Annotated in this window: 23 protein-coding genes; 5 read left to right on the forward strand and 18 right to left on the reverse strand. The window is 40.8% G+C overall.

Translation table 11 applies throughout. The annotated features are described in order from the left end of the window. Positions 1-63: 63 nt before the first annotated feature. Entirely contained in the window at positions 64-2,043 is a 1,980-nt protein-coding gene (dnaG, locus tag ACFQZJ_RS17590; protein ID WP_379936235.1) for a DNA primase, read from the reverse strand. 164 nt (positions 2,044-2,207) lie between these two features. Between dnaG and ACFQZJ_RS17595 the strand changes: the two genes are divergently transcribed. The 3 genes from ACFQZJ_RS17595 to ACFQZJ_RS17605 are packed head-to-tail and all read left to right on the forward strand — an operon-like array spanning position 2,208 to position 4,828. After that, on the forward strand, positions 2,208-3,488 hold the full coding sequence (locus ACFQZJ_RS17595) for an amino acid permease (RefSeq protein ID WP_379936236.1): 1,281 nt from the start codon (positions 2,208-2,210) through the stop codon (positions 3,486-3,488). After that, on the forward strand, positions 3,475-4,560 hold the full coding sequence (locus tag ACFQZJ_RS17600) for an aromatic ring-hydroxylating oxygenase subunit alpha (protein ID WP_379936237.1): 1,086 nt from the start codon (positions 3,475-3,477) through the stop codon (positions 4,558-4,560). Before ACFQZJ_RS17595 ends, ACFQZJ_RS17600 begins: the two co-directional genes overlap by 14 nt. A gap of 25 nt (positions 4,561-4,585) precedes the next feature. Further along, positions 4,586-4,828, forward strand: a complete 243-nt coding sequence (locus ACFQZJ_RS17605; protein WP_379936238.1) for a zinc-ribbon domain-containing protein — start codon at positions 4,586-4,588, stop codon at positions 4,826-4,828. A 50-nt stretch (positions 4,829-4,878) separates the two neighbouring features. Here the strand turns inward: ACFQZJ_RS17605 and ACFQZJ_RS17610 are convergent, their stop codons facing one another. From ACFQZJ_RS17610 to rsgA, 10 genes are all read right to left on the reverse strand, one after another. Further along, positions 4,879-5,955, reverse strand: a complete 1,077-nt coding sequence (locus ACFQZJ_RS17610; protein WP_379936239.1) for a hypothetical protein — start codon at positions 5,953-5,955, stop codon at positions 4,879-4,881. Between the two features lie 102 nt (positions 5,956-6,057). Further along, a complete protein-coding gene (locus ACFQZJ_RS17615; protein ID WP_379936240.1) occupies positions 6,058-6,819 on the reverse strand; it encodes a hypothetical protein in 762 nt (253 codons plus the stop codon). Next, positions 6,806-7,369 (reverse strand): RNA polymerase sigma factor, encoded by a 564-nt coding sequence (locus ACFQZJ_RS17620; protein WP_379936241.1) that lies wholly within the window; start codon positions 7,367-7,369, stop codon positions 6,806-6,808. The genes ACFQZJ_RS17615 and ACFQZJ_RS17620 overlap by 14 nt, the downstream gene beginning before the upstream one ends. 312 nt (positions 7,370-7,681) lie before the next feature. Beyond that, positions 7,682-8,659: a polyprenyl synthetase family protein gene (locus tag ACFQZJ_RS17625; RefSeq protein ID WP_379936242.1), complete on the reverse strand. Its 978-nt coding sequence runs from the start codon at positions 8,657-8,659 to the stop codon at positions 7,682-7,684. Between the two features lie 245 nt (positions 8,660-8,904). Next, positions 8,905-9,945: a 23S rRNA (adenine(2503)-C(2))-methyltransferase RlmN gene (gene rlmN / locus ACFQZJ_RS17630; protein WP_379936243.1), complete on the reverse strand. Its 1,041-nt coding sequence runs from the start codon at positions 9,943-9,945 to the stop codon at positions 8,905-8,907. 127 nt (positions 9,946-10,072) lie between these two features. Further along, complete coding sequence (queA, locus tag ACFQZJ_RS17635; protein ID WP_379936244.1) at positions 10,073-11,122, reverse strand: tRNA preQ1(34) S-adenosylmethionine ribosyltransferase-isomerase QueA; 1,050 nt, start codon at positions 11,120-11,122, stop codon at positions 10,073-10,075. A 162-nt stretch (positions 11,123-11,284) separates the two neighbouring features. Further along, a complete protein-coding gene (locus ACFQZJ_RS17640) occupies positions 11,285-12,514 on the reverse strand; it encodes a 3-phosphoshikimate 1-carboxyvinyltransferase (RefSeq protein WP_379936245.1) in 1,230 nt (409 codons plus the stop codon). 36 nt (positions 12,515-12,550) lie between these two features. Then, positions 12,551-12,877: a nucleotide pyrophosphohydrolase gene (locus tag ACFQZJ_RS17645; RefSeq protein ID WP_379936246.1), complete on the reverse strand. Its 327-nt coding sequence runs from the start codon at positions 12,875-12,877 to the stop codon at positions 12,551-12,553. Further along, positions 12,877-13,329 (reverse strand): D-aminoacyl-tRNA deacylase, encoded by a 453-nt coding sequence (gene dtd, locus ACFQZJ_RS17650; RefSeq protein ID WP_379936247.1) that lies wholly within the window; start codon positions 13,327-13,329, stop codon positions 12,877-12,879. Before dtd ends, ACFQZJ_RS17645 begins: the two co-directional genes overlap by 1 nt. Continuing rightward, positions 13,326-14,279 (reverse strand): ribosome small subunit-dependent GTPase A, encoded by a 954-nt coding sequence (gene rsgA, locus ACFQZJ_RS17655; protein ID WP_379936249.1) that lies wholly within the window; start codon positions 14,277-14,279, stop codon positions 13,326-13,328. Before rsgA ends, dtd begins: the two co-directional genes overlap by 4 nt. Positions 14,280-14,369: 90 nt before the next feature. Between rsgA and ACFQZJ_RS17660 the strand changes: the two genes are divergently transcribed. Beyond that, positions 14,370-15,182 carry a hypothetical protein gene (locus tag ACFQZJ_RS17660; protein WP_379936251.1) on the forward strand — a complete coding sequence of 271 codons (813 nt, stop codon included), beginning with the start codon at positions 14,370-14,372 and terminating at the stop codon, positions 15,180-15,182. Between the two features lie 387 nt (positions 15,183-15,569). Continuing rightward, on the forward strand, positions 15,570-16,010 hold the full coding sequence (locus ACFQZJ_RS17665; protein WP_379936252.1) for a hypothetical protein: 441 nt from the start codon (positions 15,570-15,572) through the stop codon (positions 16,008-16,010). An 89-nt stretch (positions 16,011-16,099) separates the two neighbouring features. On the opposite strand, the gene ACFQZJ_RS17670 is transcribed toward ACFQZJ_RS17665, so the two are convergent. The 7 genes from ACFQZJ_RS17670 to ACFQZJ_RS17700 form a co-directional block, all read right to left on the reverse strand. Continuing rightward, positions 16,100-17,182 (reverse strand): chorismate mutase, encoded by a 1,083-nt coding sequence (locus tag ACFQZJ_RS17670; protein ID WP_379936253.1) that lies wholly within the window; start codon positions 17,180-17,182, stop codon positions 16,100-16,102. A 101-nt stretch (positions 17,183-17,283) separates the two neighbouring features. After that, positions 17,284-18,162, reverse strand: coding sequence for a prephenate dehydrogenase (locus ACFQZJ_RS17675; RefSeq protein ID WP_379936254.1), 879 nt, complete (start codon positions 18,160-18,162; stop codon positions 17,284-17,286). A gap of 326 nt (positions 18,163-18,488) precedes the next feature. Further along, positions 18,489-19,637 (reverse strand): pyridoxal phosphate-dependent aminotransferase, encoded by a 1,149-nt coding sequence (locus tag ACFQZJ_RS17680; protein WP_379936255.1) that lies wholly within the window; start codon positions 19,635-19,637, stop codon positions 18,489-18,491. Beyond that, positions 19,634-20,461, reverse strand: a complete 828-nt coding sequence (locus ACFQZJ_RS17685; RefSeq protein ID WP_379936256.1) for a prephenate dehydratase — start codon at positions 20,459-20,461, stop codon at positions 19,634-19,636. Before ACFQZJ_RS17685 ends, ACFQZJ_RS17680 begins: the two co-directional genes overlap by 4 nt. A gap of 422 nt (positions 20,462-20,883) precedes the next feature. After that, positions 20,884-21,372, reverse strand: a complete 489-nt coding sequence (locus ACFQZJ_RS17690) for a hypothetical protein (protein ID WP_379936257.1) — start codon at positions 21,370-21,372, stop codon at positions 20,884-20,886. A gap of 75 nt (positions 21,373-21,447) precedes the next feature. Continuing rightward, a complete protein-coding gene (locus tag ACFQZJ_RS17695; RefSeq protein WP_379936258.1) occupies positions 21,448-22,968 on the reverse strand; it encodes a M20/M25/M40 family metallo-hydrolase in 1,521 nt (506 codons plus the stop codon). Between the two features lie 93 nt (positions 22,969-23,061). Continuing rightward, positions 23,062-24,201 (reverse strand): serine hydrolase domain-containing protein, encoded by a 1,140-nt coding sequence (locus ACFQZJ_RS17700; protein WP_379936260.1) that lies wholly within the window; start codon positions 24,199-24,201, stop codon positions 23,062-23,064. Between the last annotated feature and the right edge of the window lie 4 nt (positions 24,202-24,205).

Genomic DNA, 24,205 nt, shown 5'->3' on the forward strand with positions numbered 1-24,205 from the left:
AGAAGAGTTTAATATCAAAAAAACCCGCAATTGCGGGTTTTTTTATTCCTAAAATTCTCCATTTCAGGAGAGCACCCTGTTCAATTTTTGGTTTAATAATTTATTTAATTGAATATAATTCATGATTTCCTCCAACACTTCTTTGTTATCTTCATGCATATCCTGAGTCTCATTCTGCAAGGACAACATTCTTTTTTTTATCAAAAAGCAACGTAAGGTTAATATCGTTTCGCTTACTAACTGGGCAACTCCCTTTTCCTTGCTTTTTGGGTAGATGTCCTTACTTTCCCAATTATCCAGGCTATAACGCTCTTCTTCCATTAAAATAGAAGAGATATGATTTGCCATTTCCTGCTCAATGCCCGTTATAAAAGCCTGAATTGCAAAATCCTCGGTTTGGCTCAGTGCTTCTATCAACAAATAATAAATAGATTTAAATTGAGCATTGGTAAACTCTATTTCATCTTCCTGTAGGTCTAAAAATATCTTTTCATAAACTGTACTCTGAACCGATTCCGGTTCCATAACAAGTTCACCTTCCTCGTTCTCTTTTAGCACAAGATCTTCAAATTCCTCGGTCTTGCTTCCATAGACCAAAAGCAACTCGATAATTTTACGTTCCAGCTCAAATTGCACGTCTACTTTTTCCTGTAGCGCTTCGTTACGGACCACATCAAAGGCTTTTCCCTCTTGTTTCTCCTGTTTTTTGGCCTCCGCTATATCCTTCTTTCCTATTTGCGCCAAAGTATTAAAAAGTACGGCCTCCGATATATTCATAATCTGAGCACACTCCTGAACATAGATTTCCTTTTTAATTCGATCCGGAATCTTGGAAATACTATTGACTATATCCCTAACGGTATCCGCACGCTTTATAGGGTCGTTTGATGCCTCTTGCACCAATAACGAGGCTTTAAACTGAATAAAATCCTTAGAATTTTCCTGTAAGTAGGACTGCACCTCTTCCAACTCATTATTTTTAGCAAAACTATCGGGATCTTCTCCTTCGGGAAAAGTGCAAATTTTTACGTTCATACCCTGCTCCAAGATCAAATCTATACCACGTAGGGAAGCACGTAGTCCGGCGGCATCTCCATCGAACAATACTGTAATATTCTTCGTTAGCCTGTTAATAAGTCGAATCTGTTCCGGTGTCAAGGCCGTACCACTAGACGATACCACATTATGTATTCCGCGTTGATGAAATTGGATGACATCGGTATACCCCTCTACCAAATAACAATTATCCTCCTTGGCTATGGCTTGTTTGGCATAGTAAATACCATATAGCACCTTGCTCTTATGGTAAATATCACTTTCGGGAGAATTAAGATACTTGGCCGCTTTTTTATCATTGGTAAGGATTCTACCACCAAAGCCCAGAACCCTACCGCTCAGAGAATGGATAGGAAACATGACCCTCCCCTTAAACCGGTCAAAAGTTCTTGGATTATTAGGATTATTAGCATCTTCCTTTACAATGGTGAGTCCGGTCTTGCTAAGGTAATCTAACTTATAACCTTGATCCAAGGCCGCTTTTGTAAAACCGTCCCATTGGTCCAAACAATAACCAAGTTCAAATTTTTTAATGGTTTCCTCCGTGAATCCCCGTTCTTTAAAGTAGCTAAGGCCAATTGCTTTTCCAAGTTCGGTTTCCAACAACATTTCCGAAAAATGGTCACGGGCAAACTCCGAAACCAAATACATACTTTCGCGCTCGCTGGCCTGTTCTTTCTGTTCGTTGGACTGCTCGGTTTCCTCTACTTCTATATGGTACTTTTTAGCCAAATATTTTATGGCCTCGGGATAGGTAAAATGCTCGTGCTCCATAAGGAAAGCCACAACGTTACCTCCTTTTCCACTACTAAAGTCCTTCCATATCTGTTTGACAGGTGATACCATAAAACTGGGCGAACGCTCATCCGTAAACGGACTCAGGCCCTTAAAATTGGAGCCGGATTTTTTGAGCTGTACAAAATCCCCGATGACCTCCTCCAAACGGGCGGTTTCATATACTTGGTCTATGGTGGTTTTTGCTATCAATTTTCTGTTTTACGTAGTCTACAAAGGTAATCAAAAATGAAAATTGAATATAGTAAACGTAAAACTAGAAAACACTGAAATTGATTTAGAATCGCACAGCTAAACCAAAATAAGTACATTTGAGAAGCAGTGCAATTGTTTTCTACCTAATAAACTTCACCAGCTTGACTAAAAAAATAGGTTTTTGGCCTTCTGTAGCCTTAGTAACGGGAAATATGATCGGGGCGGGTATTTTTCTGCTTCCCGCTACTATGGCCTCTTACCAAGGCATAGGTATCATAGGTTGGATCATTGCCTCGATCGGGGCCTTTATGCTTGCACTAGTCTTTGGCCATCTCAGCAAATTATATCCTAATACTAATGGAGGCCCCTACGCCTACACCAAAATAGCACTCGGTGATTTTGCAGGATTTTTGGTTGCCTGGGGCTACTGGATCTCTATATGGTGTACCAATGCCGCCATAGCGGTTGCGCTCGTAGGCTACTTGGGAGCTTTCTTCCCCGAACTTACGGCTAGTGCGGCATTATCTAGTTTTACCGGCTTGTTCTTTATATGGTTTTTTACATGGATAAATTCTAAGGACATAAAAACCATTGGAGCAGTACAGGTTGCCACTACCGTCCTAAAAGTAGTTCCCATTGCATTTTTGATTCTTGTAGGCGTATTTTATGTCGATTTTTCAAAAGTCTTTGTTTTTCCGTTCACCTCCGGTTCAATTGTACCGGACATTACCGCGGTAACTACATTAACCTTTTTTGCTTTCTTGGGTATGGAAAGTGCCACCGTTCCCAGTAACTCCATTACATCACCGGAAACTACGATTCCAAAAGCAACCCTGGTAGGAACCCTATTGACCACGGTTTTATACCTGTTTAGCTTCATCGTTATTATAGGGGTTATTCCACCCGAAACCTTAGCACAATCCACAGCTCCTTTTGCCGATACGGCCTATAAAATTTGGGGTGTAACAGGTAAGTATCTGGTGGCGTTCGGGGCGGTGGCATCTACCATGGGCGCATTGAACGGTTGGATTTTATTACAAGGCCAAATCCCGGCCGCTGCGGCAGCCGACAAGCTATTTCCTAAACTATTTAATAAAACCAATACAAATGGATCTCCAATTCTAGGTATCGTACTTTCAAGTATACTGGCAACTTTACTAATGCTTTCCAATTATTCCAAAACCTTAGTTGAAGCCTTTACATATATGATGAAGCTATCTACCTTAACGGTATTGCTACCTTATTTGTTCTCAATTGCGGCGTTTGCCTTGGCCATCAAAAAAACTAATATAAAATCGATGGTTTTAGCGTGTCTTGCCTTTTTATTTTCGCTCTGGATCATAATAGGTTGTGGTGCGGAAATTGTGTTTCTTGGATTTTTACTCTTACTTTTAGGTATACCCGCTTATGTTTATTTAAAAAACAGCAATGAAAAACTTTAAGATAGCCAAGGACATAACCACTGCCGAGACCCTACCGGCAACATTTTACTCCTCTCAAGAAGTTTTTGATGAACTTAAAGAAAAAGTGTTCTTGACCTCATGGCACTGGATCGGGGATATGGCTACCCTTGTTCCGTTAACACAGTCCGTTTATCCACTGGTTTTAAGCGAGAAGTATTTAGATGAACCCATCCTGATCGTCCGTGACAAGGAAGACCAATTGCACTGTGTAAGCAACGTATGCACGCATCGCGGAAATATAGTGGTACATCATCCGGGAAAGCAGAAAAACCTGACTTGTATGTATCACGGGAGACGTTTTAATATGGATGGTACTTTTAAAGCCATGCCCGAGTTTGAAAAAGCCAAAGATTTCCCTAGGGCCTGCGACGATCTGCATCGATTTTCTGTAAAAACATGGTTTAATCACTTATTCGTCAATTTAAAACCAAATTTTGATTTTAGTAAAATTTCCGATGTCCTTACTGAACGTGTCGGATTTTTACCCGTACAGAATTTTAAATTCGACCAAACCTTAAGCAAGGATTACATTGTAAATTGCCATTGGGCGCTGTATTGTGACAATTACCTCGAAGGCTTTCATATTCCTTTTGTTCACGAAGACTTAAATGCGGCTTTGGACTATGGAAGTTATACCACCGAGGTATATGAGTACGTAAACCTCCAAATAGGAATTTCTAGCGGAGGCGAAGAAATTTTTACGCTTCCTAACGGCCATCCCGATTACGGAAAATCGGTTGCCGCCTATTACTATTGGGTCTTCCCGAATATGATGTTCAACTTTTATCCTTGGGGCCTATCCGTAAATATGGTTCATCCGCTTTCCATGAACAAAACAAAAGTGCAGTTTCTTACTTATATCTATGATGAATCCAAACTCAACGCGGGGGCTGGAGCACTCTTGGACAAAGTAGAGCGGGAAGACGAATTTGTAGTCGAAGGCGTTCACAAAGGATTAAAATCCCGTTTTTATACTACGGGTAGATTTTCACCTACCAGAGAAAAAGGAGTACATCATTTTCATTCGTTGTTGGCCAAACACCTACACTAAAGCCAATGGATTAAACTTACGTATTATGATCTTATTTTTTGGAACCCGACCCGGAAAATCCACTCTTAAAGACTTACCGCACACTTCCTGTCCGTTTTGTAGGCAAATAGGGACATTGACGGTATCCCAAACTTCAAATTACGCCCACCTGTTCTGGATCAAGCTTTTTAAGATTACCAGTCATGTTGTGGCCGAATGTGAGCATTGTAAACGGGTGTATTATAAGGAGGAGTTTACACAAGAGATGCTTAAGGCAATTGACGAATAAAAAAAGGATGCGCTAACACATCCTTTTTACTACAAAGAATACTTTTGAGATTATAAATCGAAACGTAAACCTAACGAGATGTTTCTTTGCTCAACAGCGGCATCTTTAAAAATAGGGTTTAAGTCGTATTTCATGTATAGTTGTACTCCACCAAACCCCGCATAAGCACTTAAACCATAGATAAAGTCGTTAGTATTGTAATCTCTTTTAAGTTTATCCTTCACACGGTCTCCATTCTCAGAATACTTTAATTTTTGACGTGTTCCTATGTTAAAGCCACCATAACCACCAATTCCTAAACGGAAACTTTTGTCAATATTGTAGCGCAACGACTTTTCTGTTTTACGAACTTTTGAAGGTCCAAATTCAAAATGCAAGGGAAATACTAAATTGTCCATCCTAAGTTTAGATTTATTTAGTTCCAAAGGAAATTCTTGTAGCTCGGTTTCATCTCCGTTCAATACAAAATATTGGTTGTCCACAGGTTTTAAACCGTTGAATTGAAACGAAAAACCGTAATTAAGCCTCAAAAAGTTTGTATTTTGAAAAACACGGGTACGCCACTGCCATCCCATTTCAAAAAAGCGGCTTCCGCCCACTTTGTAGGGCGAGTCGTTTAGGGATCGGTTGTCGACCAAAGCATTGTTCAAGCCAATTGCCAAAACAAAATCCGAACTGGTTCTACGATCATATTTTAAATCGCGCTTCCACGTTTTATCCTTAAAAAGAAACCTTTCTGCAGGCTCCCCGTCTATCATTATACCTATTTCAATACTAGTGGGGCCCGTAGAATCGTTAGCTACACTTGGCAATAGGATACCTTTATTGCGTTCCAACAAGCGTACTTGGTTATCTATAATAGCCAAACGGTTTTCTATGTTCAGGGCACGATCGGTAGCGGCCTCCTTTTTTAACAATTCGGCTTCCTCATTGGTTATATCTCCGTTAGCAAGACGTTTATTTATCTGTTCTACCTCTATTTTGAGCGCGTCTTTTTCTTGAACCGTAATACGCTCTTTTTGTTTTTCCAACTTTTCCATTTTGGACCGATAATCTTCTTGAGCATAGGTTTGTTGCATTACCAATAATGTAACCAACGCGATTAGATACATAATAGTTGTTTTCATGTTTTTGATTTTTTAATGATTGATTTTGATTAATTGATGAACAAACTCCGTCTTGCCCCATTTGGAATTAATGGCGTGAAGATTGCGATAAAATGATGATGTTTAATTATTTCGGTCGGCAATGGCCGTCCTTACCTTTAAAAAGCCCGATTTTAAGGATTGGAATATCTGGTCCCGGAACGATTGGTCCAGTTCTTCCTCTACCTGTGTCAACAAGGCCATCGCGTCAACACTTTGGTCGGGTCTAAAAAGTTTTTCTTTATAAATCTCTTCTTGGGCGTCTCGCAAAAGGGAATCCACTTCGGCATCGCTAACTTGGGAAGACTGCTCCAAAAGTGCCACCTGCGCAACCACCTCCGCTATTTTTTCGTTTAACAGCGTTTCAGAAAACCGGGCCGGTAATTCAATAGCCTTGGATTCTTGTCCATGCCCTTCGACGACCATAGCCTCCTCCTGCTTTTGTTCTATAACGTCCGACTTTAAATCGTTACCCGGAGTACTTGTTCTTTTTTCTTCCTGTTTTGCATGAGGCTCTGTCCCCTCTTCCAAAGCAATGTCATTTGTATCTGTATCGGGAATTAGTGATGCTGGCTCTACTGCCTTATCGGTAGGCGATGTATTAGATTGCCGAACCAAAACCGAAGGAACCTTTACTGTTTCTTCTTTATTAGCATTGTAAAAAATAGCGATACCAAGAATTACCGCTATACTGGCAGCAATACCGAACCAAAGATATCCCGGTTTTTTAGTCCTAGGCTTGGATTCCAATTCCTTGGTAATACGCTGCCAAGCGTCGGATGAAGGAGCTATCTCCCTAGCATCCAACTTCGATTTTATATGTTTTTCAAATTTATCTGCTTCCATAGCCAATAATATTCTGTTGCTTCAATTGTTCTTGTAAAAGCCTCCGAGCCTTTAATAATTGTGTTTTTGAAGTACTCTCGGTGATATCCAATAGTTCCGCTATCTCCCGGTGTTTATAACCTTCTACCGTGTACAGTACAAAAACCATCTTATAGCCTTGGGGCAGCGCGTCTATTAACTGCTGTATATGTGCGGTATCCAAATCAGTAGTCTGTACATTGGTTTGCTGTTCCTGTTTCTCGTACACCTCATCGTCATAGACCACAAACTGTTGTTTCCTAAGATAAGAGATGCTCTCCCGTATCATAATCCGTCGTATCCAACCTTCAAAACTACCCTGAAACTTGAACGTCCCTAAATGTGCAAAAACCTTTAAAAATCCACATACCATCACGTCTTCCGCAAAATGGATATCCTTTATGTATTGCCTGCAAACACTCAACATTTTGGAGGAATATGCAGTATACAAACGCTGCTGGGCGTCCGGATGGCCATCTATAGCCTTTTTAATAAGCTGTTTTTCGTTTCTATAGAATGGTATAATTTTCACGGTCTTTATATAGTCTTCTATTACTATAGACGTAATGCAACCAAAGATAGTTGCCCGAGGGAAGAAAAAAATGTAATTATTTTTTAAAACACCGGTTTCCGAGTACAGCTATCAGTTAAACCTAGGACAAAATTTGCTAAGATCAAAGGCTTGAATATGGCATGCGGGATTAGATATTTCATACGCAATACTATATACGCAGTACCTACCGTTTCCTATCGCTACTTGTAATCATCTCATAAGGGGCAGTACCGCGTACTTAAAGTTTTATGGCTTAATCTTAAGCGAAGCAGTTAAAGAAGCGTCTTTTGTTTATTTATCCCGCTCCACCACGTAGTTCACCATCAATTCCAAAGCGCTACGGTATTCCGATTCCGGGTAGGTTTGCAGCAGGCTCAAAGCCTCGTCCCTATAGGCAAGCATGGTAGCAACCGCATAGTCCAAGCCGCCTTTTGCCTTCACAAAGGCGATGACCTCTTTTACCCTGGTTTTATTTTTGTTATGGTTTTTGATCGAATTAATGACCCAGCTTTTTTCCTTTTTTGAACAGTGATTTAGGGCATAGATCAACGGAAGTGTCATTTTCTGCTCCTTTATATCGATTCCCGTTGGCTTTCCTATACGCTCATTCCCGTAATCGAACAGGTCGTCCTTAATCTGAAAAGCCATCCCACAAAGCTCCCCAAATTTACGAAAGGTTTCTACATCATCACTTTCTGGCTTCACGGAACAGGCCCCTAAACCACAACAAGCGGCGATCAGGGTTGCAGTTTTTTGGCGGATGATATCGTAGTACACGTCCTCGGTAATATCCAAGCGGCGTGCTTTTTCAATTTGTAATAGTTCTCCTTCGCTCATTTCCCGAACGGCAACCGATATAATACGCAACAAATCAAAATCGCCGTTATCTATAGAAAGTAGTAGTCCCTTGGATAACAGATAATCGCCTACCAATACCGCTATCTTGTTTTTCCATAAGGCGTTTATAGAGAAGAAGCCTCTACGCTTGTTACTTTCATCCACCACATCATCATGTACCAAAGTAGCCGTATGAATCAGCTCGATAACGGACGCCCCACGATAGGTACGTTCGTTTACCTCCCCATTATTTAATAGTTTGGCAGTCAAAAACACGAACATGGGCCGCATCTGCTTGCCTTTTCTATTAACGATGTAGTGGGTAATACGGTTGAGGAGCGCTACTTTTGAAGTCATGGATTCCCGAAATTTGGACTCAAAAAGTTCCATTTCTTGGGCAACGGGTTCCTTAATTTGCGCTACTATTTTCAACCTTGTTGGTTTTACATCAAAATTAACGAAAACTAAGGAGTTAACGATGTTATAGAGATGGTATTCCATCTAAAGGATTACCGATGCCGATGAAAGGTCAAGCAACAACAAATTCATTATAACCAAAAGAGCCAACACTTGGAGAAGCGTCAGGGAATTCTAAACATAAATACAGAGCGATTCCTCGTGTATTGGACCAACACTAAACAAGAATATCCTATTCTAATAAATAAAGCGTTGCCCCTTTAAGACTTATTCGCCAATTGCCCACATGCCGCATCGATATCCTTTCCCCTGGAACGCCGTACGGTGACCGTAATGCCATTTTTCTCCAAGGTCTCTACATACATGTCTATAGCAGCATTGGAGGCCTGTTGAAATTCGCCGTCGTCTATAGGATTATATTCGATAAGATTTACTTTTGAAGGTGCAAACTTACAGAAATCCACCAGTGCATCTACATCTTTTTTCTTATCGTTGATCCCCTTCCATACTACGTATTCATAGGTAATCCTACTTTTGGTTTTCTCGTACCAATATATCAAGGATTCCCTCAAATCCGCTAAAGTAAAAGTAGCATTAAAAGGCATGATGGAGGTGCGGATCTCATCTATAGCAGAGTGTAAGGATACCGCTAATTTAAAGCGGACTTGCTCATCGGCCATCCGTTTTATAAGTTTAGGCACTCCGGATGTTGAAACGATAATACGCTTGGGAGACATACCCAGGCCTTCCGGAGAAGTAATTTTTTCGATGGCCTTTAGTACATTATTATAATTCATCAGTGGCTCTCCCATCCCCATAAATACGATATTGCTCAATGGCCTATCAAAGTATAAACGGCTTTCGTTATCTATGGCCACTACTTGATCATAAATTTCATCGGGATTCAGGTTTCGCATTCGTTTCAAACGGGACGTAGCACAAAAACGACAATCCAAACTACAACCCACCTGACTGGAAACACAAGCGGTAGTCCTAGTTTTAGTCGGAATCAAAACGGATTCAACGACAAGATCGTCATGTAAACGAACCGCATTTTTTATAGTGCCGTCCGCACTGCGTTGCATCAAATCAACTTTTATGTGATTGATCACAAAGTTGGCCTCCAACATATCTCGTGTGGTCTTGGAAAGGTTGGTCATGACATCAAAGGAATGTGCCCCTTTTTGCCAAAGCCATTCGTACACTTGGTTGCCACGAAAAGCCTTGTCTCCCTGACCCGTAAAAAAGTCTCGGAGCTGCTCCTTGGTCAATGCCCTAACGTCTTTCTTTTTTATCTCCACAACGATATACTAAAAATCCCTCTTGTATCAACTTTGAAGTAAGAGGGATTTACTTTTATAAAATAGAATAAATTTCCGTCTATTTTGGTATGTAGCACAACCGTGCTACAAAAACGACGATCTAATTTTAAATGATCAACATGGCATCACCATAGGAATAGAACTTATACTGCTCCAAAATGGCTTCCTTGTATGATTTTTTCATCAAATCATGACCCATAAATGCCGAAATCATCATCAACAATGTAGATTTTGGCAAGTGAAAGTTTGTTATCATCGCATTGGCGATACTAAACTCATAAGGTGGAAAAATGAACTTGTTCGTCCATCCTTCGTATGTATTTAAGGTTTGATTGGAAGATACCGCACTTTCCAAACCTCTCATGGCCGTAGTGCCTACGGCACAAATTCTTTTCTTATTTAACTTGGCATTATTGACAATTTCCGTAGCTTTTTCATCAATAAACAACTCTTCGCTGTCCATTTTATGCTTGGAAAGATCTTCTACTTCAACCGGATTAAAAGTTCCTAGGCCTACATGTAATGTCAATTCTGCAAAATCGATTCCCTTTATCTCCAAACGCTTTAGCAGGTGTTTTGAAAAGTGCATTCCTGCCGTTGGTGCAGCTACGGCACCCTCATGCTTTGCGTAAATAGTCTGGTAACGGTCCGCATCTTCTGGCTCAACCTCCCTTTTAATATATTTTGGCAATGGGGTTTCCCCCAATTCCTTTAATTTTCTCCTAAAGTCCAAATAGGCTCCGTCATACAAAAAGCGTAATGTTCGTCCTCTAGAGGTCGTATTATCAATGACCTCTGCCACTAAGGTTTCGTCATCGCCGAAATACAATTTATTGCCGATCCTGATTTTTCGTGCAGGATCCACCAACACATCCCATAAACGTTGCTCCTCGTTAAGCTCTCGCAACAAAAAGACTTCGATACGCGCTCCGGTTTTTTCTTTGTTCCCGTACAATCTGGCGGGAAAAACTTTGGTATTGTTCAACACCATAACATCTCCCTCATCAAAGTAATCGATCATATCCTTGAACATTCTATGCTCAATTTTTCCTGTTTCTCTATGGATAACCATCAACTTAGACTCGTCCCTATTTTCAGAAGGATGTTCTGCCAATAATTCATCTGGAAGCTCAAAACTAAAGTGCGATAATTTCATCTGTTGTCTGTTTCTATTTTTTAGTGAATGTATGTCTACCAAAAAAACCTTGATTACTGAGCGCTTTTGGCTCCAACTAATTCATAACATGGTTTTTTTCTGTACAGAATTGCGGGTGCAAAGATACAATCTGAGGAGGGGGGTTGTCAAGTAAATACGGGATTATAATTCCATGACCTTGAATTGCAGCTCTTTTAAGTCTTCCCAGAAATCCGGATAAGACTTGGAAACTACGCCTGCATCGTTTACAAACAGGGGTGTTTTCATTGCCAAGGGAGCAAAGGCCATGGCCATTCTATGGTCATTATAAGTATCTATGGCTACCTCTTCTTTAATGCCTTTAGACGGTATTATGGTAAGGGACTTATCCGTAACCGAAATATCGGCGCCAAATTTGCTTAATTCGGTAAACAAGGCCTCCAATCTATCGGTCTCCTTTATTTTTAGGGTATGTAGTCCTGTTAAATGGCATCCCATACCCAATCCAAAAGTAGTAACCGCAATGGTCTGGGCAATATCAGGGGCATTTGCCAAATCAAATGTTACCGTATTTTCTTTTGGCTCGGTCACCTTTTTTAAGCTTATGGTGTGTTCTCCAAAGCTAGTTTCTACACCAAAATGGGTATACAGTTCTGCCAAAACGCTATCACCTTGTAAACTGTCCTTTTTATAGGCAGACAAGGTAATTTCCGAACCAATGGCCGCCATGGCAACGATACTATAGTAGTAGGAAGCCGAACTCCAATCCGATTCTACGACCAAGGTAGTGGGCGAGACCGATGCTTTGGGACTCACTTTAATCAGGTTGCCTTCAAAAGAGTTGGGGATGCCCAATTCATCCAACAGCCCTAAGGTCATTTTTATATAAGGCACCGAGGTAATCTTACCTACTAGCTCCAGTTCCAGTCCGCTTTTAAGACTTGGGGCAAGTAATAATAAGGATGATATATACTGACTGCTCACATTCGCCGGAAGGCTTACCCTATCCTTGATCAACGCTTTCCCTTTTATCTTAATAGGAGGGTAACCTTCTTCCTTCTCGTAAGAGATGTCCGCACCTAACTCCCTTAATGCATCTACTAATATTTTGATGGGTCGCTCCGTCATGCGTTTAGAACCTGTGAGGATTACGTTCCTTCCTTCTTGACCGGAAAAATATCCGGTTAAAAAACGCATGGCCGTACCTGCATGATGAATATCCACTGTGCCGGAGGTCTTTTTGAGACCTTGAGCCATCACCTTTGCATCGTCCGAGTTGGAGGTATTTTCAATGGTAATGCCTTTATACAGCGCAGCCAACAACAAAGACCGATTGGATTCGCTTTTGGATCCTGTAATTTTAATATGTGCACGCAATTCTTTTTCCGTAGGGCCGGTAAGGTGAAGTCTCAAGATAGTATGTGTTAAAAACGAGCGGTAAATATAGTGTTATTTCAGCTTTTTATTATTGTGATGCCGGTCGTGATCACGCTTGGTCTTTAGATCTAACTTTTTATCAAAGGATTGTTGCAGATCTATCCCCGTTTGGTTGGCCAAACAGAGTACTACAAAAAGTACATCGGCCAGTTCTTCGCCCAAATCCTTGTCCTTGTCGCTATCTTTTTCGCTCTGCTCCCCATAACGTCGTGCGATAATCCGGGCCACCTCTCCTACCTCTTCGGTAAGCTGTGCCATATTGGTCAACTCGTTAAAATAGCGTACGCCGTGTTCCTTGATCCAATCATCTACGGCGGTTTGTGCGTTTTGTATGTTCATTATTCTTTATTCTTTGTATCAATAATAATCGTCACCGGCCCGTTATTTAACAAATCCACTTTCATATCGGCACCAAAAACACCTGTTCCTACTTTTTTGCCCAAGTGTTTTTCCAGCTCGGCCACAAAGGATTCGTATAGGGGAACCGCAACATCCGGTTTTGCCGCTTTTATGTAGGAAGGACGATTTCCCTTTTTGGTTGCCGCATAAAGGGTAAACTGACTAACCACAATGGCATCGCCCTTTACATCCAAAAGGGACAGGTTCATAACACCATCGGCATCGTTAAAAATACGAAGATTGGCTATTTTACGTACCAACCAACGGATATCCTCTTCTCCATCGTCATTAGTTATACCCAATAGCACCAATACTCCCGTAGGTATAGCGGAAATTATCTTTCCGGATACGCCTACGCTAGCCCTTGAAACGCGCTGTACTACTGCTCTCATTTTTTTTCTTCGTGTATGTCTACCCTATAATTCTCATCCTCACCTTTTACCATCTGAAGGTAACTTTGATACCTGCTCCAGGCAATTTTCCCTTCCTCCAAAGCATCTTTGACCGCACATTTTGGTTCATCGATATGAATACAATTATTAAACTTACAATCTTGTTTCAATTTAAAGAGTTCCGGAAAATAATCACCTATTTCTTCTTTTTCCATATCCACGATACCAAACCCTTTAATACCGGGCGTATCTATGATCCGTGCACCAAAATCCATATCGTACATTTCCGCAAACGTAGTGGTATGTTGCCCTTGCAGATGTTGCTGTGAAATCTGAGCGGTCTTGAGGTTTAAATTGGGATCTATGGCGTTGATCAATGTTGATTTACCCACGCCAGAATGTCCGGAAAACATAGAGGTTTTACCTACCATCCATTCTTTAATGGTATCTACATTTTTACCCGTTACGGCAGAAATGCCAACACACGTGTACCCAATCTCCCTATACATAGCCGCCAAGTACTTTACCTCGTCCCGTTCTTCTTCCGAATAGGTGTCAATTTTGTTGAACACCAAAATAGCGGGGATTTGATATGCCTTCGCCGTCACTAAAAATCGATCTATAAAAATAGTATGGGTAGGTGGGTTGTTTAAGGTAACCAACAAAAAAACCTGGTCTAGATTAGCAGCTATAATATGGGTCTGCTTTGATAGGTTAACCGATTTTCTAATGATATAGTTCTTGCGCTCCTCAATCTTGTTTATGATACCGATCGTGTCGTCACCAATAGTTTCTACATCAAAATTTACCGCGTCCCCAACGGCAACCGGGTTGGTACTTTTAATTCCTTTGATCCTAAATTTTCCTTTGATCCTACAGTTATAAAAATCACCTCCGTCCGATTTTACAGTGTACCAGCTTCCTGTCGATTTATAAACTATTCCCTTCATTTTATGCACTAGATATTTCAATCTGTACAAAGTAACCCCTTTATTTATGAAAATTATTATAAATTAGGACACAAATACAAACTATAACCAATGAAAAAACTAAAAAAATTCCTCTTAATTGTTTCTCTTGTTCTAACATCTAGTGCTATGGCGCAAGAAACGGTAACCAATGAATCTGTAATCCAAATGGTAGAACTCGGTTTTGACGACTATATGATCATTGATAAAATCACCCATTCCGACGTAAAATTTGACGCGTCCATTTCCGCCTTGAGCAGTATGAAAAAAGCCGGGGTGTCCTCAGAGATCCTTTCGTTGATCATGGAAAAATCCAGGCAGAACACAAAGTCGAAAACCGGTATCTATTATTTAGCCGAGGACGGGGAAGATAGATTGGTTCAGCCCAGTGTATTTTCAGGTGCCAACTCCAATGCAGTTGCTCAAAAATTAGTTTCCGGACTTATTAACTCTAAACAGAAAGCGCAATTACCAAAGACTCAATCCAACAACGTTATTAAAAACTCACAGCCAGAATTCACCTTTATTTTTGACCCAAGCGTAACGGAGGTAGATAATATGCAAAACAACCAAGGTAACCAAGCCGGCGTTTTTAACTGGTGGTTTAGAATGGCAAGTAATCCTAACGAGTTTGTTTTAGTAAAACTAACAGTGAAAGAGAAAAAGAATCTTAGAGAGGTCATAACGGGAAAAAGTAGCTGGATTACCAGTAGTAGCGGTATTGATCCAAAATACGCCTTGAATTTTAGCATCGAAGAGATTGAAGGCAACAAATTTAAAGTAACGCCAGATTCACTTGCACCCGGAGAGTACTGCTTTATCTATCAAGGCCAAGTACCGCAAGGAAGAGATAACCAAGCTGTGTTTGATTTTTCGATTCAGTAGTGAAACTGCTACGATATAATAAAAATCCCGGTTTCCCGGGATTTTTTAATTTTTAAACAGTATCAACATTTAAAATATAAAGTGTATCATCCATGTGGCACCAAACTTTTCTTTTACCAAACAGCTCCGTTTCATCATGAGCAAACAAAGCACGATGGACAAATATTATACTATTTAGAACTACCAATATAGCACCTTAGCACTACCTTCTACCAATACCTTACATTTCTAATAATTTATCAACGGAGTTAATGCAATACTATTTTTAGATATAAGCAACATAAAACCCACCTAACCAATACTTCTGGAACTTTAAACAATTAATTCCGTTTTATTTAGTTCTACTTATATCTATTGAACCGATTATATCAAAAAAATCAATCATTTATGAAAAAAATTATTTTTATCGCATTCGTTGCATTAGCCTGTACGTTTGAAATGAACGCACAGCAGTACAAAGTTATCACAAGTGTAGAATCTATTGTTTCCAGTGGTATTGGCCGTTCAAGAATCATTGATGGGAATGAAGAAAAAGACTATGCGCAATTTACCTCAACTCAAACCGAAGAGGACAATACCAGAAACAAGTCAAAAAGAGATGAAATAAGGGTAAAGGATTTTGACGAGACCAAATTATTGAATTTCTTTAATATTGCCGGTATACGTTTTCAGAACATTGCAGCGAACGACGCCATCATCACATCAAAAATAAATGCGCTGGTTGCCGAAGGTTGGGAACTTGCTTTTGTTACTAGTGCGGTCGAAAGCGACAGTGGCAAAGGAGATGGCTCCGGTATCTTTATTACCAGATATATTTTCAAAAAATAATTTCAATAAAAAGTCAAGGCTTAACGTTTTGTTAAAACCTTGACTATCAAGTGATAAAAACCCCAGCTTACAAAGTTGGGGTTTTCTATTTATGCCTTTACTATTTTTTCTTGATGGTTTATGGACTCCTGGTGGATCGCCTTGAACATACGCAGCACAAATTCTTCGCTAAGCCCTTTGCTTTCCCCTTCCAAAATCATTTTACCCAAAATCTCGTTCCAACGATTGGATTGCAGCACGGCCACGTTTCTGGACTTTTTAAGTGCCCCGATACCATCGGATATCTTCATTCGTTTACCCAAGGTCTCTATTAATTGGTTGTCAATAACATCTATCTGAGCTCTTAGGTTGCTTAACTGACTGTTATACTCGGCCTCTGGATCGGATTCCTTTCTTATTTTCAGATCCCTCATGATCTGTACCAAAGTATCAGGTGTTACCTGTTGTGCGGCATCACTCCACGCATTGTCCGGATCAAAATGGGTCTCGATCATTAACCCGTCAAAATTTAGATCCAATGCGGTTTGCGATACATCAAAAATCATATCTCGCTTGCCGGTAATATGAGATGGATCGTTGATCAATGGTAAATCAGGGAATTTGTTCTGGAATTCGATGGCCAGCTGCCATTCTGGAATATTCCGATATTTCGATTTTTCGTAGGTTGAGAAGCCTCTGTGTATGGCTCCCAATCTCTTGATTCCAGCAGTATGCAGTCTTTCGATACCCCCCAACCATAAGGCCAGATCCGGATTTACGGGATTCTTCACCAAAACAATCTTATCCGTACCCTCCAAGGCATCTGCCAGTTCCTGCATAATAAAAGGACTCACGGTAGATCGTGCTCCGATCCACAATAAATCTACATCATGCTCTAAGGCCAATTCTACATGTGCGCGGTTTGCAACTTCTGTTGCGGTCTTAAGGCCGGTCTCCTGCTTTACCTTTTGCAACCATTTAAGACCAAGGGCACCGACACCCTCAAAATTTCCGGGACGTGTTCTTGGTTTCCAAATACCCGCCCTGTAGTAATTAACATCGGTATCTTTTAGGTCATGCGCTATACGCAACACTTGTTCCTCGGTTTCTGCACTGCATGGCCCTGCTATTACTAGTGGATGATCTAAACCCATATCGTCCAACCATGTTCTCATTTCTTTTGTATTCTCCATTACTTTGTTTTTGGTGAAGTCCTACAACTGCAAAAGGGTAAAGGTGTTCTAGTTTTGCAGTTTTTAGACTTCGTCTATTTAAATATTAAATGTTCGTATTACTAATTCTTTTCTTTAGCTACCATTTTACTTACCGGCATTCCTTTTAAAATGACCTTTATCTTATTCGTATTGTTCATCTGGTCGTAAATTCCCTCATAATCATCTTTCAAGAGCATTTCTTTGAATTCGGATAAATTTTGAATATACTCCTCCAATGTTTCTACAACATTTTCCTTGTTCTGTTTAAAAATAGGGGTCCACATAGCGGGCGAACTTTTGGCCAAGCGCACCGTACTTTCAAATCCACTTCCCGCCATATCAAATATATCGCGTTCGTTCTTCTCCTTTTCTATGACCGTTTTTCCCAACATAAAAGAACTAATGTGCGATAAGTGCGATACATAAGCGATATGTTTATCGTGCGCTTTTGGATTCATATACCTAATGCGCATTCCCAACAATTGAAAGATTTCCAAAGCCCGCTCCTGTAAGGTGAAAGCCGTTTTTTCTATCTCGCAGATGATATTGGTCTTCCCATGGTACAATCCGTTAATGGCCGCGGACGGACCAGAAAATTCTGTACCTGCAATTGGGTGGCAGGCCAAAAAATTACGCCTCTTAGGGTGCTCTTCCAATGCGGCACATAACAGTTCTTTGGTTGATCCCGCATCACAGACCACGCATTCGTCCGACACCTTATCTAAAATCTTGGGAAGTTCTTGCAACATAACGTCTACCGGAACGCTCACCATCACAAATTCTGCCAAATGCAAATCTTCATAGGTTGCTTTTTCATCAATAAGACCTAAGGAAAGTGCCTGGGCTACATGAGCGGCATTGGCATCTATTCCGTAAATTTTAGCAGCGGACATTTTAGCCCTTACATCCTTTACAAAGGACCCTCCTATTAAACCGATTCCAATTACAAAAATGTTCATATTTTTTTTAGATATTTCTTAGATATCAGAGGTTAGATTTGAGATGTTAGACTTCATATTGTAAAGAGACTCGAAACAAAGCAGAACTATTAAAAACATAAACTCTAAATATTTATCCTATTCAACATAACGATTGACAAAGCGTTTTTAAATGATTTTGTCCTTGATTGTGACACTATCAATATTATTCTCTGCCCATTTAGCTCCTTTTCTAATTAACTTGCCTTCAAATAAAACTCAGCCAAAACTTTAAACACTTCTCAAATCTCACTTCACATTTCTTATTTCTCATTTCATACTTCTTACTTCTCACTTCTGATATCTTACTAATCAAATCTACTAATCGCCTCTTTAATTTTTTCTTCGGTCACACAAAGTGAAAACCGGATATACCCTTCTCCATTACTGCCAAAAATAGTCCCTGGTGCAATAAAAATATTCTTCTCGTGCAACAGCTCATCTATACATTCTTCGGATGACTTTGAACCCACCGGCAACTTTGCCCATATAAACATACCGGCTGCGTTTGGGTCGTAGGTAGCACCTATAAGATCTACCAGTTGAAACATCAACGCCCTTCTTTTGCCATAGGTACGGTCCAATTCCTGAAACCATGCCTCCCCACTTTGCAATGCTGTAATGGCTCCTTGTTGTACACCGTAAAACATACCGGAGTCCATGTTGCTCTTGATCTTAAGTACAGCGTTAATATGTTCGGCATTACCGGAGACCATGCCCACGCGCCACCCCGCCATATTAAAAGTTTTACTGAGGGAATTCAATTCCAACGCTACCGCTTTGGCACCAGTTACCTGCAAGATACTGGTGGGTGTATCGTTCAACACAAAACTATAGGGATTGTCGTTTACCAACAAAATATTATGCTTTTTGGCAAAGGCCACGATCACCTCCATTTTTTCCATGCTAATACGTGCTCCCGTAGGCATATTGGGGTAACTGATCCACATTAATTTTACCTTGCTCAGGTCCATTTGTTCCAAAGCGTCCATGTTAGGCAACCAATCGTTCTCCTCGGTAAGGTCGTACATAAGCGGTATTGCCCCCACCAACTTAGTCACAGAGGTATACGTAGGGTATCCGGGATCCGGAATAAGTACGGCATCGCCTGTATTCAAAAAAGCCATGCTAATGTGCATAATACCTTCCTTGGACCCCATTAAAGGCAATATCTCGGAATCTGCCTCCAATGCCACATTAAACTTACTCCGATAAAACGACGCGAACGCGGAACGTAGGGCCGGCAAACCTTGATAGCTCTGGTACTGGTGTGCTCCCGGTTCCAAGATAGCGTTTTGCATGCTGGCGATAACCGCCGGCGATGGTGCCAGATCCGGACTACCGATACCCATATTGATAATGGGTTTGCCCGCTACCATTAATCCACGTACCTCTCGCAACTTTTTTGAGAAGTAGTATTCCTGTACTGTTTCTAAACGTTGAGCCGTCCGTATCATACCATGGCATTTTTATATTCTCCCAAAACCTTAAATTCCTCCGTCATGATATCCAACAGGGATTTTAATTTGCTAAAATCCGCATAAGCGGTAAACGTTATATCTACAAAGAAGGCGTATTTCCAAGGGGTCTCTATTACAGGAAGTGACTGTATCTTCGTAAGGTTCATCCTGCAATCGCTCATTACATTGAGTACCGCTGCCAAACTACCGCGCTTATGGTCGGTGATGAACCGTAAAGAAGCCTTATTGATTTCGGCCTCCGGAAGCACCTTGTTCTTTGTCTTTACAATGATAAACCGCGTAGCGTTATTCTTAATGGTCTGTATATTGTCCGCTACGATGTCCAACCCGTATAATGTTGCGGCAACCTTGGGTGCTATGGCCGCTACATGGGTCAACTTTTGCTCCTGAATACGCTTGGCCGTTTCAGCTGTATCCACGTCTTCTACTAACCGGATATTGGGGTAGGCCTTAAAAAATTCCTTACACTGAAGTAAAGCCATAGGATGTGAACTAACCTCGGTAATATCCGAAAGTTGCTGTCCTTTAAGCACCATCAAATGGTGGTGTATGTTCAAATAGTGCTCCCCAATAATATGCAGATCGTTATGGTAGACCAAGGCGTAGTTGGGAATAATAGACCCGGCAATGGAGTTCTCTATCGCCATAATGCCTTTTTCCGCTTCCTTTTTTAACAGGGTATCTACCAAGGTATCAAACGAAAGGCACTCGGCCAACGCTATGTCGCTGCCAAAATAATCCAAGGCCACCTGATGGTGATTGGACCCCTGTATTCCCTGTATGGCTATTTTTAAACTCATAATCATTCCCTAACCCCTCCTTAGAAGGGCAATTGTTATTAATGCTCCGAAAATCCAGCGCTGTACAAGTACCTTCGCTAATCTTACACTCAATTTTCAATTTCGCGTAGATTCTGAATCAAGTTCAGCATAATTTAAAACCTAATGATTTTGAACAAAAAAAAAAGCCCCGTTTACAACGGGACTTCATTTGTTTATATTTTGTGAATATACACTACAACAGTCCCGCTTCTCTTATAAAAAAGAAGTAAAAATAGAAACCGTTCCAGAAATATTGCTTTATCATTTTGCTTTTTACTTGGGGCTAATGTACTAATTAAATTTAAAAAGGATGTTCTAAGCAGTTATTTTTTCGAATATTAAATTAAAGATTGAATCTCTTAAGAATATAAAGCCATAAACCATATATAAATACGAATAATTCAAAAACGTATCGCTAAACCTAGTCCGTTTTGATTGCTTATTGGCACTAGGTTATACGTAGTTTTATCGTCAAATTGTTTGTTATATGTGAGTATTGCTTTTTTCTTAGAATTACTGGACAAATGCAAGAAAATACCTCCAGCAATCCCTGTCGTTATTACTCCAATACTAGGAGTTAAAGCATTTTGAACTCTATCCCTATTCGTTAAAAAAGGTTCATCTCGTATTAATTCCGAGGCCATCCAAACCGAGAATCCTAGTTGTGCCAAGAGCGTAATTCCTGCAAGTGTTTCGTTTGTCTTTGACTTTCTCCAATACTTATTTACCTGAGAATTAGTCTCCATTAACGCGGTAAATTCCTTTCTGGTTATTTCCTTGTCATCTTGATAGTATTCAGTTTTCCAGAAGCCAGTAAAAGAGGTTACTTCTTGCCCTGAAACTGAAAAAAAGGATAATAGAATTATAAAAAATAAAAATACTGATTTCATAGCTAGTTATTTCTAATGTTAATTTTAGTAAAGGCTGTTAAAAATAGTTGATTTTTGATTGTGAAGCATAAAAATTTACAACTTCTCCCTAAGAATAGCCAGCATCGTTTTTACACCTTCCCTATAATTTCCTATCCTCAAATTTTCGTTCGGACTATGTTGGTTATTATCCCTATTGACCGTGGGAACGGTAACGGCAGGGATATTCAAGGTCGTTACAAAAGGGGAAATGGGAATGGAGCCTCCGCTCATTCGTATACGAATGGGGTCTTCGCCAAAAGCGTTCTTCAAAGCGTTGGTAAGCCATACCCCTACTTCCGAATCAAAGTCCGTTCGAAACGATTGATATGAAATCTCCGAAGTGAACGTCGCGATCTTTTCATGGGTAAGTCTTTCCTGCTCCGTTGGTTCTGTGTCGGTTATATAATATCCTTGAGACGCTACATGGTTTTTTACCAAACGTATCAATCGCTCCGGGTCGGATTCCAACACCAGGCGGACATCCAACTCTGCGCGGGCCCAACCGGGTATAATGGTACGCACTTTTTCATCTATCCAACCGGACTGCATCCCCCTGATGTTCAAGGAAGGGTACTGAATCGCTTCTTGGTAGTAACTTCCTACCTTGTCGGCAGAAACAATTTGCAACCGCTTTTTAATCTCATTCTCCTTATCCGGCACGTTCCGCAGTATCTTCTCGGTCTTGGGGTCTATGCTGATACCGTCATAAAATCCGGGAATAGTTACACGGCCCTCATCATCCTTCATACCGGCCAGCAGTTTGGACAACCCTAAGGCGGGATTGGGCGCATAATTCCCAAAGTGACCACTATGCTGAGGTACCACCGGTCCATAAGTAGTAAGGGTTATCGTAGCGATACCTCTAGCGCCAAAAGTCAAGGTAGGTTGATTACTGATATGCCGTGGGCCATCAAAAATAATGAGCATATCGGCTTTCAATAATTCGGCATTTCTGGTAACTGCGTCAGGTAATCTTGGGGAACCCAGTTCTTCCTCAAAGTCCATAATGACCTTTATATTATAGTTAGGGGTGATGTTGTTCTTGGCCGCGGCGTCCAAAGCTGCCAAAAACATGACCACAGGACCTTTGGCATCACTAGCGGAACGGGCGAAAATACGCATCTCGTCATCCAAGGAATCGGCAGATTCCCAAGTAGCTTCCTTCCATTCGCCCTTATGGTTTTTTTCTTTAATGACAGGGGTATACGGACTTTCCTGAAACCACTTGGTACTGTCCACTGGCTGTCCGTCCAGTTGAAGGTAAATCAATACCGTTTTTTTGGCTTTGGGGTGTTTTCTTTCGGCCATGAGCAAGGGCACATGGGTAGTGGCAATTCGCTGGGTAGCAAAACCCCGCTGTCCAAATTGTTGTTCGCACCAGCGTATATTTTGCTCCATATCCTCCGGATAAAAAGCATCGTTGGGTATGCTTAACAATTCTAGGAACAATGGCAGGCGTTCGTCCGCGTAGGTTTTGGATAGTTTGTCCAAATTGATATCGCGCTGAGCGAAACCAAATATGAACGTAAACAGCAAACTGATTGCTAAAGCGAAAGGCTTAATTATGTTTCTCATGGCTAAAGGATTGAAATCTAAAAATAATCAATACGCAGCGAATATAACTCAAGCATAGCGCGAATACGAGCATATAGGTTTAAATAAACCGTTCTACCCCACCTTATGCAAACCAAGCAATTCCTGCACCACCTCATCCAGTACATCCTGCACGTTTGGATCGGTACAGTTGATCAATATAGAGAACACCATTTGCTCTTCTGGGTAAACAAAAAAGTTGGAATAGGCACCCACACTACTCCCTATATGTCCGTAGTACGCTCTTCCCATTTTATCCTGACTTACCTGCCAACCCAAACCGTAATAGGTGGGTCTATCCACTATCATGACCGAGGTTAAAAACTCGTTTATCAGGGTTTTATCCAAGGGATAGCCTTCCAAATAGGCCTGGCCTAGTTTGGCGATATCCTCGGAGGTGCTTAGGTAACCGCCACCGGCCAATTTATAAAAATTATGCACCGGAACTGCTTCTCTAAAACCAAGACGGACTTTTGTATAGCATGTTGCAAGATTCCGTTTTAGTTCTGGCGGAATCGCAGTTTTTTTTATGGTAGTATCCTCAAGAACATTTTCGTCCGGGTTCCTAAGGTCAGGGGAAAATGTATATTTCATTTCTAAGGGCTGTAATACCTTATTCCACACATACGCCTCAAACGGAATGCCACTGGCCTCCTGCATGGCCAAGGAGAGCAACACCCAATCAAAACTCGTGTACTCATAACCCGTACCTGGCTCAAAAAGTAAGGGGTCTTCCTTAAAAAGGGCAATGCTTTCTTTAATGGAATAAGGTTTGTTCAACGCAAATTCCTTACCCTTATACTTCCGAATTCCGGCTGTATGGCTTGCGAGTTGTCTTATGGTAAAATCCCACTGTTTTTTTGGAAAGTAAGGCACATACTCATAAAATGAAGCATCCAAAGTCATAATACGATCCGCAACAATATGCGCCAAAGCGGTCGCCGCTATCGGTTTTGAAACACTGGCAACGCGAAAGATTGTTTCTTTAGGACAAATGTATTTTTTATCTGCTACATCTGCATACCCGTATCCTTTTTCAAACAAGCGCTTTCCGTCCTTTAACACCGTAATCGAAAGTCCGGGCACTCGCTTTTCATTGATCAACCCATGCAACAAACCGTCAACCTTTGCCAAACCGTTCAACATCTTATCGTCGCCAATAATTCTTTGGCTTGCAAATATATTTTTAAGGTATGTAAGGAAGGGATTCGCCATTTAG

Origin of the sequence: Maribacter chungangensis, from assembly GCF_042676845.1 — a bacterium.
In the GTDB taxonomy this organism is placed as follows: domain Bacteria; phylum Bacteroidota; class Bacteroidia; order Flavobacteriales; family Flavobacteriaceae; genus Maribacter; species Maribacter chungangensis.

Bases quoted from the DNA above. Each gene is read 5' to 3' on its own strand.
- dtd (WP_379936247.1), bottom strand. From the start codon at position 13,329: ATGAGAGCAGTAGTACAGCGCGTTTCAAGGGCTAGCGTAGGCGTATCC.
- ACFQZJ_RS17675 (WP_379936254.1), bottom strand. From the start codon at position 18,162: ATGAACATTTTTGTAATTGGAATCGGTTTAATAGGAGGGTCCTTTGTA.
- ACFQZJ_RS17610 (WP_379936239.1), bottom strand. From the start codon at position 5,955: ATGAAAACAACTATTATGTATCTAATCGCGTTGGTTACATTATTGGTA.
- ACFQZJ_RS17665 (WP_379936252.1), top strand. From the start codon at position 15,570: ATGAAAAAAATTATTTTTATCGCATTCGTTGCATTAGCCTGTACGTTT.
- queA (WP_379936244.1), bottom strand. From the start codon at position 11,122: ATGAAATTATCGCACTTTAGTTTTGAGCTTCCAGATGAATTATTGGCA.
- ACFQZJ_RS17645 (WP_379936246.1), bottom strand. From the start codon at position 12,877: ATGAACATACAAAACGCACAAACCGCCGTAGATGATTGGATCAAGGAA.
- ACFQZJ_RS17680 (WP_379936255.1), bottom strand. From the start codon at position 19,637: ATGATACGGACGGCTCAACGTTTAGAAACAGTACAGGAATACTACTTC.
- ACFQZJ_RS17700 (WP_379936260.1), bottom strand. From the start codon at position 24,201: ATGGCGAATCCCTTCCTTACATACCTTAAAAATATATTTGCAAGCCAA.
- ACFQZJ_RS17605 (WP_379936238.1), top strand. From the start codon at position 4,586: ATGATCTTATTTTTTGGAACCCGACCCGGAAAATCCACTCTTAAAGAC.
- ACFQZJ_RS17695 (WP_379936258.1), bottom strand. From the start codon at position 22,968: ATGAGAAACATAATTAAGCCTTTCGCTTTAGCAATCAGTTTGCTGTTT.
- ACFQZJ_RS17690 (WP_379936257.1), bottom strand. From the start codon at position 21,372: ATGAAATCAGTATTTTTATTTTTTATAATTCTATTATCCTTTTTTTCA.
- ACFQZJ_RS17600 (WP_379936237.1), top strand. From the start codon at position 3,475: ATGAAAAACTTTAAGATAGCCAAGGACATAACCACTGCCGAGACCCTA.
- ACFQZJ_RS17615 (WP_379936240.1), bottom strand. From the start codon at position 6,819: ATGGAAGCAGATAAATTTGAAAAACATATAAAATCGAAGTTGGATGCT.
- ACFQZJ_RS17660 (WP_379936251.1), top strand. From the start codon at position 14,370: ATGAAAAAACTAAAAAAATTCCTCTTAATTGTTTCTCTTGTTCTAACA.
- ACFQZJ_RS17685 (WP_379936256.1), bottom strand. From the start codon at position 20,461: ATGAGTTTAAAAATAGCCATACAGGGAATACAGGGGTCCAATCACCAT.
- ACFQZJ_RS17670 (WP_379936253.1), bottom strand. From the start codon at position 17,182: ATGGAGAATACAAAAGAAATGAGAACATGGTTGGACGATATGGGTTTA.
- rsgA (WP_379936249.1), bottom strand. From the start codon at position 14,279: ATGAAGGGAATAGTTTATAAATCGACAGGAAGCTGGTACACTGTAAAA.